This window comes from Streptomyces sp. NPDC032822 (assembly GCF_055578825.1).
This window is the reverse complement of the sequence record NZ_JBVIOL010000004.1, coordinates 573,543-586,261: the sequence shown is the minus strand read 5'-3', so window position 1 is coordinate 586,261 and position 12,719 is coordinate 573,543. Positions and strand designations below refer to the sequence as shown.

The window sequence follows — 12,719 nt, the reverse complement described above, 5'->3', positions numbered from 1 at the left end:
ACTCTCTCGGTCACACCTCGACGGTCAGTCCCTCCAACCCCCGGATCACGAAGTTCGGCTTGCGTCGTGGCTCCGTCGCCAGACTCAGCGTGGGGGCCAGCTCCAGCAACGCGCTCATGGAGGCCGCCAGTTCGATCCGGGCCAAGGGCGCGCCGATGCAGTAGTGGATCCCCGCGCTGAAGGAGATGTGCGGGTTGTCCTTACGGGTCAGGTCGAGACGGCCGGGGTCGCTGAAGACCTCGGGATCGTGGTTGGCGGAACCGAAGAGCATCGCGATCTCCGCACCCCTCGGGATCGTCGTACCGTCGACCTCGATGTCGTCCAGCACCCAGCGCTCGAAGAGCTGCAGCGGGGTGTCGTACCGCATCAGCTCCTCCACCGCGGACGGCACCAGCGAACGGTCCGCGCGCAGCGCCGCCAGCTGGTCCGGGTTGCGGAACAGCGCGGCCCAGCCGTTGACCGTGGCGTTCACCGTGGCCTCGTGGCCCGCGTTCAGCAGCAGCACGCAGGTCGAGATCATCTCCTGCTCGGTCAGCCGGTCGCCCTCGTCGTGCGCCGCGATCAGCCCGGAGATCAGGTCGTCGCCCGGGGTCCCGCGCCGCTCGGCGATCAGCTCCCGCAGATAGTCCGAGAACTCCACCGACGCCCGCACCGCCCTGGCCGCCACGTCCTGCGGCGGGCTCAGCTCGTACATTCCGCAGATGTCCGCCGACCAGGGCCGCAGCGGCGCCCGGTCCGCCTCCGGAATGCCCAGCATCTCGGCGATGACGGCCACCGGGAGGGGTTCGGCGACATCCGTCAGCAGATCGCCGCCGCCCTTCTCCACCAGCGCCGACACCAGCTCGGCCGCCAGTCCGTGCACATACGGCTTCAGCCGCTCCACCGTGCGCGGCGTGAACGCCTTCGACACCAGGCGCCGGATCCGGGTGTGGTCCGGCGGCTCCAGATCGAGCATCCCGTGGTCGTTCAGCACATGGAACGGCTCGTGCTCCGCCGGCGGCGCCGGCCGCCCGAAGTCCTCGTGGGTGAACCGGTGCTGGTACGTCCGCCCCAGCCGCCGCTCCCGCAGCAGCGCCGACACATCCGCGTGCCGCGGCACCAGCCACTGGTCGGTCGGCTCGTAGTAGTGCACCCGGCCCCGCGCACGCAGCTCGGCGTACGCGGGGTAGGGGTCCGCGACGAACGCCGGGTCCCAGGGATCGAACGCGAGATCGGAAACAGCTGCCATACACCGACGCTAGCCCGCCGTCCCCCGGCTGACCAGGGGTGTCCCACCGGCCGGCTCAGGAGGCGCCGAAGTCGGGGATGGTCACCGAGCCGTCCTCCGCCAGGGGGAAGCCGGGGTTGTGGGCGACTTCCCAGGCGTGCCCGTCCGGGTCGGTGAAGGCGCTGGAGTAGAAGCCGACGGCGTTGACGGCCGCGGGCTTGGTGATGGTTCCGCCGGCCTTCGCCACGGCCGCCAGGAGGGCGTCGACCTCCGCCTCGGAGCGGACGTTGTGCGCGAGGGCGATCCCGCCGAAGCCGGCCGGGGGGCCGGGCGGCTCCAGACCGCAGTCCACCGCCAGCTCGGCCCGGCCCCACAGGACCAGCCCCAGACCGCCCGCCTGGAAGAAGACGGTCTCCTCGATCTCCTGGCCCCGCCAGCCCAGGGCCTCGTAGAAGGCCTTGGAGCGGGCGAGATCGGAGACTCCCAGCGTGATCAACGTGATGCGCTGTTCCATGGCCTCACGGTACTCAGCCGGGCGTGACCAGGTGCGCCTCGTAGGCGAACACCGCCGCCTGGGTACGGTCCCGCAGCCCCAGTTTCACCAGGATCCGGCTGACATGGGTCTTGATCGTCGACTCGGCCACCACCAGCCGCCCCGCGATCTCCGCGTTGGACAGTCCCTGGGCGATCAGGACCAGCACCTCCGTCTCCCGGTCGGTGAGGTCGCCGTAGGCCGCCTGCGCGGCGGGCATGAGGCGCGGCGTCTGGGACAGTTTGGAGAACTCGTTGATCAGACGCTTGGTGACCGTGGGGGCGAGCAGGGCCTCGCCGGAGGCCACCACCCTGACGCCGTCGGCGAGTTGGCGGGCCGAGGCGTCCTTCAGGAGGAAGCCGGAGGCTCCCGCGCGCAGCGCCTGGTACACGTACTCGTCGAGGTCGAACGTGGTGAGGACCAGGACCTTCGCCGTGCCGTCCGCGGCGACGATCTCCCTGGTCGCCTCGATGCCGTTCAGCTCCGGCATCCGGATGTCCATCAGGACCACGTCCGGGGCGAGTTCCCGCACCCGGTCGACCGCCTCCCGTCCGTTGACGGCCTCGCCGACCACCTCGATGTCCGGCATCGCGTTCAGCAGGACCGAGAAGCCCTCGCGCACCATCATCTGGTCGTCCGCGATCAGTACCCGGATGGTCATGCGTCACCCTCGCTCACCGCGGACACCGGCAGGAACACCGCCACCTCGTATCCTCCCTCGGCGCTCGCGCCCGCCGTCATCTCGCCGTTCAGCATGGAGACGCGCTCCCGCATCCCGGTGATGACGTGCCCGGCGCCGGGCGAGGGCTTGATCAGGGCCGGGGCGGGCGGTGGGTCGTTGACTATGCGCAGGCCCAGTCCGCCCAGGACGTACCCGATCTCGACCCGGGCGCCGGCGCCCGGCGCGTGCCGCAGGGTGTTGCTGAGCGCCTCCTGCACGATCCGGTACGCCGACAGTTCGATGCCCTGCGGCAGTTCGCGCACCGCTCCGGTCACCGCCTTGTCGACGTCGAGCCCCGTGTTCCGCACGTTGGCGAGCAGGGCGTCCAGGTCGGCGAGGGTCGGCTGCGGGGCGTCCGGGGCCTCGTAGTCCTCGGCGCGGACGACGCCGAGGACCCGGCGCAGTTCGGTGAGGGCCGCGACCGCGTTCTCCCGGATGGTGGCGAAGGCCCGCTCCAGCTCCGGCGGCGGGTTCTCCACCCGGTAGGGGGCGGCCTCCGCCTGGATCGCGACGACCGACATGTGGTGCGCGACCACGTCGTGCAGCTCGCGGGCGATGGTCGTGCGCTCCTCCAGGAGGGTGCGCCTGGACCGCTCGTGGGCGGTCACCGTCTGCTGGGCGGTCACCTCCTGCCGGGCGTCCCGGCGAATGTGCCAGACGGTGACGGCGAGCAGGACCAGCGCGGAGATGACCAGCAGGGGGGCGGTGTTCGACGACCAGTGGACCGACCCGAAGAGAGACTCCGCGCACATGCCGTACAGCGCGGTCAGGGCCCACATCCAGGCCGCCGTGCGCGGCCTGGTGCGCAGCGCCACGACCGTCAGCACGGTCAGGTGGCAGACGAAGCTGCCGGGCCGCCACGGCCAGTCGTCCCATCCGTTGCCGTACAGCGCGGCGACCGGGACGGCCGCCATGGAGAACCAGAAGGCGCCGACGGGCCGCAGCAGCACCAGCAGGACCGGGCACAGGGCCAGCACGACCTGGAACAGCGAGCCGAAGTCGTCGGCCCCGTCGGCGGAGGAGGCGGAGGAGGCGATGGTCGCCGCCATCAGTCCGGCGAACACCACCCAGGCGTGCGGTGTCCAGACCGCGTACTCCCTGATGCGCGCGGGCAGCCGCCTGGTCAGCGGGCCGTCGACGCGCATCCGGGGCAGCGGGCGGTAGGCGAAGGCGTCGTGGAACAGGTCCTGCCGCAGCCCTCGCAGGGCGTCCACGGCCAGGCGGAACTCCGGGCTGCGCGCCTTGTACGCGGCAAACGAGTCGTGCGGCGGCGTCGGCTGCATCGGTTGGGTCTGGGTCGTCTCGGTCACATACAGAACGGTAGGCGGAGGGCCGGGCAGCGGTCGTCACCAGTGAGAGGGGTCCTTCGGCCTCCCCCTCAGGTACTACGGGGTGGGCGGCCGGAGGCGAGGAGGGGCGGGACGAGGGCGTGGGGGTGGGCGCCCAGGCTGCTCCGGGCCCGGTCGGAGTTCCGGGCCCGGTCGGAGTTCCGGACCTCGTCCGGGCCGGAGCCGGTCCGGGCCGGAGCCGGTCCGGGCCGGAGCCGGTCCGGGCCGGAGTCGTCGCAAGAGTGCGGACGCCGTGCCTCGGGTGGGGTCTCGTCCTCGCCGCTCACGTCGTCGACGCCCGCGTGTCGCGGGCGGCCTCCGTCACCACGCCAGCTGGGCGATCTCCTCCGTCACCACCGCGCACGCGTCCGCCGTCGGGTCGATCAGCGGGAAGTGGCCGACGTCCTCCAGGAGCGTCAGGCCCACCACCTCGCCGGCCTTGGCCGCGGCGTCCGCGTAGGACTCGGCGACCTCCTGCGGGACGTCCAGATCGGCGCGGCCCTGGACGAGGGTCGTCGCGATCCCCGTGGGCAGCAGCAGGGCGGGGTCCGCGTAGGGCTGTCGTTCGACGAACCCGACCTCCCCGCCCAGGAGTTGGCGTACCGCACCGCCGCACACGTCGAGTTTCTCCGCCACGTCGAAGTCCGCGATCGGAGCGAGCGCGACGACCCCGCGCAGCGGCGCCGGGCGGTCCGTGCGCCAGGGCGCGTCGGCCGGGAGCAGGTGGCGGGCCGAGACCCACAGGGCGAGATGGCCGCCCGCCGAGTGGCCGGTGACCACCATGCGGCGCGGGTCGCCCTGCGGAAGGTGCGCGCGGACCAGCGCGGGCAGCGCGTCCAGGGCGGCGGCGACATCGTCGAAGGTGTCCGGCCAGCGCCCCGCGACCGCCCCGGACCCGCCGGCGTCCTCGCTCCCCCGCCGGTACTCCACGCTCGCCACCGCGAACCCCCGCCGGGCCAGGTGGCCGGCGAACGGCGAGATGTGACGGCGGTCGTACGGTGCCCGCCACGCTCCTCCGTGCAACACGACGACGAGCGGGGCGAGCGCGCCGGCCCCGGCGTCGCCGGCCGGTACGGGGAGCCCGTGCGGGGCGTAGAAGTCGATCACCTGGTCGGGGTGGTCGCCGTAGGCCGCGACGGCGTCGGGCTCGACCGCCGGGTGCGAGAAGGCCGACTCCTCTTCTGCGGCGGCACGGGCAGCTGCGGCTTCGTCCGGCATGCTCCAACCTCTCAGCTACGTAACAGACTTGGCGGACCGGGAAAGCAATCCCGTGGGGAGGATTCGGCCGTTGGCCGGGACGCTACCAGGCCGATGACGTGCGCGGACACGCGGATGTCACGCTCGGTGAGGGCTAAACGGTTCTGCTGTTTCGTTACGCTGACGCGGAGGCCGCCCATACCTGCCCGTACGTGTCATCGCGGCCCTCGGGTGCACCCTCGGGTGGAGGCCTCGGGTGGAACAAGGGAGGCCGACATGTCCGCCGAGCCCGGCACCGTGCGCCCCGGCGGGCGTACCGCACGCGTGCGTACGGCCGTACTCCGGGCGGCCGGGGACCTGTTGGCCGAGCGGGGTCTCGACCGGCTCGATCTCGCGGAGGTGGCCCGGCGCGCGGAGGTCGGCAGGACGACCGTGTACCGGCGGTGGGGCTCGGTGACCGGACTGGTCGCCGACCTGCTCGCCGACCTGGCCGAGCAGCCCCCGCCGCGCGCCCGCACGGGTTCCGTACGGGGTGACCTGCGCGCCCACGCGTCGCTGGTCCGGCGGACCCTCGCCGATGCCCGGCAGGGCGCCCTGCTCCGCGCGGTCCTCTGCACGGCGGCGGGCGACGGGCGGACGGCCCTGGCGCTGCGCCACTTGGACGAGGTACGGGTGGCGGAGTGGGCGCCGTGCGTGACGGAGGGCGTCACCCGGGGCGAGTTGCCCGCCGGCACGGATCCGGGGGCGGTCCTGCGGGCGGTCGCGGCACCCCTCCACTACGCCTTCCTCACCACCGGGGCCGCCCCGCACCCCGAGGACGCGGAGCGGGCGGCGGACGCGGCGGTCGCGGCGGCCCGGGCCGGGGTGTACGCCGCCCCGCCGCCGGCCCCCGCCACCCCGTCGTGACCCCGCGACGACCGCTCCGAACCGCTCGAAACCGGCCCGCCCCGGGCGCCTACTTCAGCACCTCTCCCAACACCCGTGCCGCCCGCTCCACATCGGCGAACCCGACGTACAACGGCGTGAAGCCGAAACGCAGGACGTCCGGGCGTCGGAAGTCCCCGACGACCCCTCGCTCGATCAGCCGCTTCATGACCTCCCCGGCGTCGGCGCACCGCAGGGCCACCTGGCTGCCGCGCTCCTCGTGGGCCACCGGAGTCAGCGACTCCACGCGGCCCGCGGGGACGTACGCCGCGACGCAGTCGAGGAAGAAGTCCGTCAGGGCGAGGGACTTGGCGCGGACGGCGTCGACCGGGACGCCGTCCCAGACCTCCAGGGCCGCCTCCAGGGCGAGCATGGAGAGGATGTCGGGTGTACCGACGCGGCCCCGAGGGGCGCCCCGGGCCGGTTCGTAGTCGGGGCGCATGCCGAAGGGTTCGGCGTGCGAGGTCCAGCCGGGCAGCGGGGAGTCGAAGCGGTCCTGGAGTCCGGCGCGGACGTACAGGTAGGCCGGTGAACCCGGGCCGCCGTTCAGGTACTTGTAGGTGCAGCCGACGGCCAGGTCGACCCCGTGCTCGTCGAGTCCGACCGGCAGGGCGCCCGCGCTGTGGCACAGGTCCCAGACGGCGACCGCGCCCGCCGCGTGCACGGCGGCGGTGAGCGAGGGCAGGTCGTGCAGGCGGCCGGTGCGGTAGTCGACGTGGTTGAGGAGCACCGCGGCCGTACGTTCGCCGAGCACCCCCGGTACCCGGTCCGGAACCACCGGACGCAGGGTGCAGCCCGTCATCCGGGCCGCCGACTCGGCGAGGTAGCCGTCCGTGGGGAAGGTCGTCGCGTCGACGACGATCTCGTCCCGCCCGGGGTCGGTGATCCGGGCCAGCCGCACCGCCCCCACAACCGCCTTGAAAACATTGACACTTGTCGAGTCGCCGACCACGATCTGCCCGGCCGCCGCACCCACCAGCGGAGCGATCAGGTCGCCGATCCGCTCGGGCGCGGTCCACCAGCCGCTCTCGTCCCAGGACCGGATGCGCAGCTCGCCCCACTGTCGCCGTACGACGTCCTCGACGCGTCCGGGGACGGCGGCCGGCAGCGCGCCGAGCGAGTTCCCGTCGAGGTAGACGACCTCGTCGAGGACGAACCGCGAGCGCACTCCCGCCAGTTCGTCACCGGCATCCAACTCCCGTGCCTTGAAGGTGAGTTCAGACATGGGACCGGGCCGTCCACAGCTCGGGGAAGACGTTCTTCTGCGCGCGTTTCTCCAGCCAGGCCACCCCGGCAGAGCCGCCGGTGCCGGTCTTGGCGCCCATCGCGCGCCGGGTGGCGACCAGATGGTCGTTGCGCCAGCGCCACACCAGTTCGGCGACATCGGTCAACGCCTCGCCGAGGCGGGCGAGTTCGTCGCTCTCCTCGCCCGAGTAGAGCGCGGTCCACACCGCCTCCACCTCGGGAGAGGGCTCGTAGCGGCGGGAGACGTCCCGCTCCACGACGGCGTCCGGGATCGCGTGCCCGCGCCGCGCGAGCAGCCGCAGCACCTCGTCGTACAGGCTGGGCTCGTGCAGCGCCTTCTCCAGTTCCGCGTGGACGCGGGGCGCGCCCCGGTGCGGGACCAGCATGGACGCGGACTTGTCGCCGAGCAGGAACTCCATGCGGCGGTACATCGCGGACTGGAAGCCGGAGCCCTCGCCGAGGGCGGAGCGGTACGCGTTGAACTGGGCCGGGGTGAGCTGTCCGAGCGGCTTCCAGGAGGCGGTCAGCGCCTCCAGCTCCCGTACGGAACGCTTCAGCGCGGCGACGGCGGTCGGCACGTCACCGGAGCGCAGGGCGCGGGCCGCGGTCTCCCACTCGTGGACGATGACGGTGAACCACAGCTCCATCACCTGGGTCGTGACCAGGAAGACCATCTCTCCGGGATCGTCGGAGAGGGTGTGCTGGAGGTGGGTGAGCACGTCCGCCTGTACGTAGTCCTCGTACGGGGTCGTGCCGTGGAAGTCGAGATGCGGGGTCTCGGGCTCCTGCGTTTCCTGAGCCTCGTGGGACATCGCTGTCTCCTGTTGTGTACTCCGGGTAGCGGTCCGCCCCTGCCGTTCTCGACAGGGGGCCCCGGTCCCCGTCGGGCATCCTCTTCGATGCTCCCCCGAAAAGGCAAGGCCCGCCTGATCACCCCAGGCGGGCCCGACAGGAGAACGACGACTCGGCCCGGGAGCTAGCCCAGGGTCTGGGCCGCCGTCGGCGAGGAGTCCTTCAGGAACTGCGAGCAGCGCTCGTACTCCTCCTGCTCGCCGATCGCCTGGGCGGCGCGGGCGAGGCCGTGCAGGGCGCGCAGGAAGCCGCGGTTCGGCTCGTGCTCCCAGGGGACCGGGCCGTGGCCCTTCCAGCCGCTGCGGCGCAGCGAGTCCAGGCCGCGGTGGTAGCCCGTGCGGGCGTAGGCGTACGACTCCACGACGCTGCCCCGCTCGAAGGCCTCGTCGGCCAGCTGGGCCCAGGCCAGGGAGGAGGTCGGGTACTTCGCGGCGACGTCCGCGGGCGGGGTGTCGTTCGCGAGCAGCTCCCTGGGCTCCGGGTCGTCGGGGAGATGGGTCGGGGGCGGTCCCCCGAGGAGGTTTTCGTGAATGGACATGGGTCAAGTCTCCTCCATCCGGAGCGGGACGGCGGGCCGTCGTACCGAGGCGGCGGCCCCGCCCGTCCCCACGACGGCCCCCGCCCACCGCTAGGACAGGCGTCTGTGCGCCCGCTCCCCCTCCAGCGGCGGCGCCAGCACCGACCCGTGCGTCAGGCACTCCGGCTTCCGGCAGCCCGGTGGCGGCGTCCGTACCGTCGCGAAGGCGACGACCGCCCCCACCACCAGCACGCCCGCGCACACCGCCATGGCCCGCCCGAACGCGGCGTCGAAGGCCCCCGGCGACCGGTACGCCTCCTCGCCCATCCCGGCGATCAGGGGCAGCGCGGCGACCGCGACGAGGCCGGCCGCGCGGGCCGCCGCGTTGTTGATCCCGCTGGCCAGCCCGGCCCGCGCGGTGCCCACGGAGCCGAGGACGGTCGCCGTCAGCGGGGCGACCAGGGCGACCATGCCCAGGCCGAGGACCAGCAGCGCGGGCAGCACGTCGACGGCGTAGGACGCCCCCGGCCCGACCCGCAGCATCATGAGCATCCCGGCGGCGGCGAGCAGCGGCCCCACGGTGAGCGGGATGCGCGGGCCGATCCGTTCGCCCAGCTCACCGGAGCGCGCGGACAGCAGCAGCATCAGGACGGTGATCGGCAGGAGGGACGTACCGGCGGCCAGCGCGGAGTAGCCGACGACCACCTGGAGCTGGAGCGCGGCGAGGAAGAAGAAACCGCCGAAGGCCGCGTACACGCACAGCGTGACCAGGTTGACCGCGGTGAACTGGCGGGACGCGAAGATGTCCGGCGGCATCATCGGATCCTCCCGGCGCCGCTCGACCAGCACGAAGGCCACGGCGGCGGCCACCCCGAGCACGGCGGTGAGCACGACCGCCAGGGAGCCCGCCCGCGCCTCGATCAGCGCGTAGGTGACGAAGGCGAGCGCCAGCGCCCCGAGGACGGCCCCGAGCACGTCGAAGCTCGTGTGCTTGCGGCCGTCCCCGGACTCCGGAACATGCCGTACGGCGATCGGCGCGCACAGCAGCGCCAGCGGCACGTTGAGCAGGAACACCCAGCGCCAGCCGGGTCCGTCCACCAGCCAGCCGCCCACGAACGGTCCGACCGCCGCCCCGATCCCGCCGAACCCGGACCACAGGCCGACGGCCCGGCCCCGGTCGTCGGGGTGGAAGGAGGCCTGGATGAGAGCGAGGGAGCCCGGGGTGAGGAGCGCGCCCCCGACGCCCTGGAGAGCCCGGGCGGCGATCAGGGAGCCGCCGTTCGGGGCGATCCCGCACAGCAGCGAGGCGGCGGCGAACCAGACGACGCCGATCACGAAGACCTTGCGGCGGCCGTAGCGGTCGCCCAGCGATCCGCCCAGCAGGATCAGTCCGGCCAGCGTCAGCGTGTACGCGTTGACGGTCCACTGGAGGGCGGCGAGGTCGGCGTCCAGGTCGCGGCCGATGCGCGGCAGGGCGACGTTGACGACGGTCGAGTCCAGCATCGCCATGCTGGAGCCGAGGACGGTGGTGAGCAGGATCCAACGGCCCTGCGGGGAGGCCAACCGGACATCGGACATGCCCCAGATATACAGCGAGCCCGGTGCTGTGGCACCGGGCTCGCTGAAACGGCCTGCGAGGACCGGCTACTTGATCTTCGTGCCGCTGGAACGCAGGTTGGAGCAGGCCTCGACGACGCGCGCGGCCATGCCGGCCTCGGCGAGCTTGCCCCAGGTGCGCGGGTCGTAGAGCTTCTTGGAGCCGACCTCGCCGTCGACCTTCAGGACGCCGTCGTAGTTGCGGAACGCGTGGTCGACGACCGGGCGCGTGAACGCGTACTGGGTGTCGGTGTCGATGTTCATCTTGACGACGCCGTTCTCCAGCGCGGTCGCGATCTCCTCCGCGGAGGAGCCGGAGCCGCCGTGGAAGACGAAGTCGAACGGCTGGGAGCCGGCCGGCTTGCCGTACTTGGCGGCGATGCCCTCGTTCAGGTCCTTCAGCAGGTCGGGACGGAGGACCACGTTGCCCGGCTTGTACACGCCGTGGACGTTGCCGAAGGACGCGGCCAGCAGGTAGCGGCCCTTCTCGCCCAGGCCCAGCGCCTCGACCGTACGCACGGCGTCGTCGACCGTCGTGTACAGCGAGTCGTTGATCTCGTGCGAGACGCCGTCCTCCTCGCCGCCGGTCGGGGTGATCTCCACCTCAAGGATGATCTTGGCGGCGCGGGCGATCTCCAGCAGCTCCTGCGCGATGGACAGGTTGTCGGCGAGGGTCTCGGCCGAGCCGTCCCACATGTGCGACTGGAACAGCGGGTTCCGCCCGGCCTTGACGCGCTCCTCGGAGACGGCCAGCAGCGGGCGTACGTACCCGTCCAGCTTGTCCTTCGGGCAGTGGTCCGTGTGCAGGGCGACGGTGATGTCGTACTTCGCGGCGACGATGTGCGCGAACTCGGCCAGGGCGACCGCGCCGGTCACCATGTCCTTGTTGTGCTGACCGCCCAGGAACTCGGCGCCACCCGTCGAGATCTGGACGATGCCGTCGCTCTCCGCCTCCGCGAAACCGCGCAGGGCCGCGTGCAGGGTCTGCGACGAGGTCACGTTGATGGCCGGGTAGGCGAACCTGCCTGCCTTCGCCCGGTCGAGCATCTCGTTGTAGACCTCGGGGGTTGCGATGGGCATCTGTCCGCTCCTTGGTATGTGCGGGATGTGCGGGTGGCGTTCTGCGTCCTACGGCCCTGACCTAGACCTTGGGGATGACGTCGTCGTCGGCCCCATCCTTCCAGACCTGGCCGAATGGTCCATGCTGCGGTCGCGGCCGCGGTCAGTCGAGACCCAGCTCGTCCTTGGAGTACGCGAAGCGGTACGGCACCGAGGCGCCCTGTTCGATCTTCTCGGCGGCACCGGTGGCCCGGTCGACGATCGTGGCGACGGCGACGACCTCCGCGCCGGCCGCGCGCACGGCCTCCACGGCGGTGAGCGGGGAACCCCCGGTGGTGGAGGTGTCCTCGACGACCAGCACCCGGCGGCCGGCGATCTCCGGCCCCTCCACCTGCCTCTGCAGCCCGTGCGCCTTGGCGGCCTTGCGGACGACGAAGGCGTCCAGCTTCCGCCCCCGGGCGGCGGCCGCGTGCAGCATCGACGCGGCCACCGGGTCGGCGCCCATGGTCAGCCCGCCGACCGCGTCGAACTCCAGGTCGGCGGTCAGGTCGAGGAGGACCTGACCCACCAGCGGGGCGGCCTCGCCGTCGAGGGTGATGCGCCGCAGGTCGACGTAGTAGTCGGCCTCCAGACCCGACGACAGGGTCACCTTGCCGTGCACCACGGCCTTGTCCTTGATCTGCTGCAGCAGCGCGCCGCGAACGTCAGTCATGCCTGTCAGCTTAGAGGCGGCGCCAGGCCCAGCCGGTCGTGGCTTCGAGCGGCTCCAGCGGCGTGACCAGGCGAGGCAGCGTGTTCAGACCGTCGGGCGGCCCGGTCTGCGGCTCCACGCACACCGCGGCCTCCTGCTCGTCGTACACGACGACCCACTGCTCGGGGCTGGTCACCCGCAGCTCCAGCTGGCCGGGCCAGGTGAGCGTGACGTCGACGCCGTCGGGCACACCGAAGCAGTCGTCCCAGGGCCCGGGCCGCGGGTCGATCCGGTTGCCGGTGGGCAGATGGTCCGCGCCGCTCTCCTCCTGCCAGGCCGGCGCGAAGTCCAGCCGCACGTCCTCCTGCCCGAGGTTCCGGTTGAACCACGGGTGCCAGCCGATCTGTGCCGGGAAGGACGAGTCGTACGTCTCCACCGACATGGTCAGCGTCAGGCCGTCCTCGGTGAGGGCGACGGCCTGGGTGACACGGCCCGGGTAGGGCCACGGCTCGACCAGGTCGTACGTGATGACCGCCTCGTTCTCCGTGACGCGGGCCCGGCGCCAGGCGCCGTCGCGCACGGTGCCGTGGATGGCGTGCGGCGGGGAGTTGAGCGGCAGTTGGTGGACGGCGGCCCCGTCCCGGAACCGGCCGTCCCTGGTCCGGCCGCACCAGGGCACCATCGGGAAACAGCCGAACCGGTCGCCCTGGCGCAGGAGTTCGACCCCACCGACGCGGAGCCCTCCCACCCGGCCGCCGTTGCCCGGCTGCACGGTCACTTCCGCGTCGCCCGCGGTCAGCGTGATGTCTTCGCTACTCACGGGACGACCCTACTGGGACCGGCCCAGAGG

Annotated in this window: 13 protein-coding genes; 1 reads left to right on the top strand and 12 read right to left on the bottom strand. The window is 72.6% G+C overall.

All coding sequences use genetic code 11. From position 1 onward, the window contains the following. Positions 1-10: 10 nt before the first annotated feature. The 5 genes from ACZ5VD_RS15120 to ACZ5VD_RS15100 form a co-directional block, all read right to left on the bottom strand. Entirely contained in the window at positions 11-1,228 is a 1,218-nt protein-coding gene (locus ACZ5VD_RS15120; protein ID WP_468682430.1) for a cytochrome P450, read from the bottom strand. Between the two features lie 55 nt (positions 1,229-1,283). Further along, positions 1,284-1,721 (bottom strand): VOC family protein, encoded by a 438-nt coding sequence (locus tag ACZ5VD_RS15115; RefSeq protein ID WP_468553719.1) that lies wholly within the window; start codon positions 1,719-1,721, stop codon positions 1,284-1,286. A 13-nt stretch (positions 1,722-1,734) separates the two neighbouring features. Further along, on the bottom strand, positions 1,735-2,400 hold the full coding sequence (locus tag ACZ5VD_RS15110; protein ID WP_468682429.1) for a response regulator: 666 nt from the start codon (positions 2,398-2,400) through the stop codon (positions 1,735-1,737). Beyond that, positions 2,397-3,770, bottom strand: a complete 1,374-nt coding sequence (locus ACZ5VD_RS15105; RefSeq protein ID WP_468682428.1) for a sensor histidine kinase — start codon at positions 3,768-3,770, stop codon at positions 2,397-2,399. Before ACZ5VD_RS15105 ends, ACZ5VD_RS15110 begins: the two co-directional genes overlap by 4 nt. A gap of 339 nt (positions 3,771-4,109) precedes the next feature. Continuing rightward, positions 4,110-5,006, bottom strand: a complete 897-nt coding sequence (locus tag ACZ5VD_RS15100; RefSeq protein ID WP_468553722.1) for an alpha/beta hydrolase — start codon at positions 5,004-5,006, stop codon at positions 4,110-4,112. A gap of 255 nt (positions 5,007-5,261) precedes the next feature. Here ACZ5VD_RS15100 and ACZ5VD_RS15095 point away from each other — a divergent pair, with 255 nt between their 5' ends. Continuing rightward, positions 5,262-5,891, top strand: a complete 630-nt coding sequence (locus ACZ5VD_RS15095; RefSeq protein WP_468682427.1) for a TetR/AcrR family transcriptional regulator — start codon at positions 5,262-5,264, stop codon at positions 5,889-5,891. Between the two features lie 49 nt (positions 5,892-5,940). Here the strand turns inward: ACZ5VD_RS15095 and kynU are convergent, their stop codons facing one another. The 7 genes from kynU to ACZ5VD_RS15060 all read right to left on the bottom strand — a co-directional run bounded on the left by kynU (position 5,941) and on the right by ACZ5VD_RS15060 (position 12,689). Continuing rightward, positions 5,941-7,134: a kynureninase gene (kynU, locus tag ACZ5VD_RS15090; protein WP_468682426.1), complete on the bottom strand. Its 1,194-nt coding sequence runs from the start codon at positions 7,132-7,134 to the stop codon at positions 5,941-5,943. Further along, a complete protein-coding gene (locus tag ACZ5VD_RS15085; RefSeq protein WP_468553725.1) occupies positions 7,127-7,966 on the bottom strand; it encodes a tryptophan 2,3-dioxygenase family protein in 840 nt (279 codons plus the stop codon). Before ACZ5VD_RS15085 ends, kynU begins: the two co-directional genes overlap by 8 nt. Positions 7,967-8,130: 164 nt before the next feature. Then, positions 8,131-8,544 (bottom strand): DUF3151 domain-containing protein, encoded by a 414-nt coding sequence (locus ACZ5VD_RS15080; protein ID WP_468553726.1) that lies wholly within the window; start codon positions 8,542-8,544, stop codon positions 8,131-8,133. A 90-nt stretch (positions 8,545-8,634) separates the two neighbouring features. Next, the gene (locus tag ACZ5VD_RS15075; RefSeq protein ID WP_468553727.1) at positions 8,635-10,101 is read right to left on the bottom strand and encodes an MFS transporter; all 1,467 of its coding nucleotides are present in this window, start codon (positions 10,099-10,101) and stop codon (positions 8,635-8,637) included. Between the two features lie 66 nt (positions 10,102-10,167). Beyond that, positions 10,168-11,199: a class II fructose-bisphosphate aldolase gene (gene fbaA / locus ACZ5VD_RS15070; protein WP_468553728.1), complete on the bottom strand. Its 1,032-nt coding sequence runs from the start codon at positions 11,197-11,199 to the stop codon at positions 10,168-10,170. Between the two features lie 142 nt (positions 11,200-11,341). Continuing rightward, positions 11,342-11,890, bottom strand: a complete 549-nt coding sequence (pyrE, locus tag ACZ5VD_RS15065) for an orotate phosphoribosyltransferase (RefSeq protein ID WP_468553729.1) — start codon at positions 11,888-11,890, stop codon at positions 11,342-11,344. 10 nt (positions 11,891-11,900) lie between these two features. Next, positions 11,901-12,689: an aldose epimerase family protein gene (locus ACZ5VD_RS15060; protein WP_468682425.1), complete on the bottom strand. Its 789-nt coding sequence runs from the start codon at positions 12,687-12,689 to the stop codon at positions 11,901-11,903. Positions 12,690-12,719: the final 30 nt, after the last annotated feature.

Coding starts and splice junctions, on each gene's coding strand:
- ACZ5VD_RS15080 (WP_468553726.1), bottom strand. CDS start 8,544: ATGTCCATTCACGAAAACCTCCTCGGGGGACCGCCCCCGACCCATCTC.
- ACZ5VD_RS15115 (WP_468553719.1), bottom strand. CDS start 1,721: ATGGAACAGCGCATCACGTTGATCACGCTGGGAGTCTCCGATCTCGCC.
- kynU (WP_468682426.1), bottom strand. CDS start 7,134: ATGTCTGAACTCACCTTCAAGGCACGGGAGTTGGATGCCGGTGACGAA.
- ACZ5VD_RS15095 (WP_468682427.1), top strand. CDS start 5,262: ATGTCCGCCGAGCCCGGCACCGTGCGCCCCGGCGGGCGTACCGCACGC.
- fbaA (WP_468553728.1), bottom strand. CDS start 11,199: ATGCCCATCGCAACCCCCGAGGTCTACAACGAGATGCTCGACCGGGCG.
- ACZ5VD_RS15110 (WP_468682429.1), bottom strand. CDS start 2,400: ATGACCATCCGGGTACTGATCGCGGACGACCAGATGATGGTGCGCGAG.
- pyrE (WP_468553729.1), bottom strand. CDS start 11,890: ATGACTGACGTTCGCGGCGCGCTGCTGCAGCAGATCAAGGACAAGGCC.
- ACZ5VD_RS15075 (WP_468553727.1), bottom strand. CDS start 10,101: ATGTCCGATGTCCGGTTGGCCTCCCCGCAGGGCCGTTGGATCCTGCTC.
- ACZ5VD_RS15120 (WP_468682430.1), bottom strand. CDS start 1,228: ATGGCAGCTGTTTCCGATCTCGCGTTCGATCCCTGGGACCCGGCGTTC.
- ACZ5VD_RS15100 (WP_468553722.1), bottom strand. CDS start 5,006: ATGCCGGACGAAGCCGCAGCTGCCCGTGCCGCCGCAGAAGAGGAGTCG.
- ACZ5VD_RS15085 (WP_468553725.1), bottom strand. CDS start 7,966: ATGTCCCACGAGGCTCAGGAAACGCAGGAGCCCGAGACCCCGCATCTC.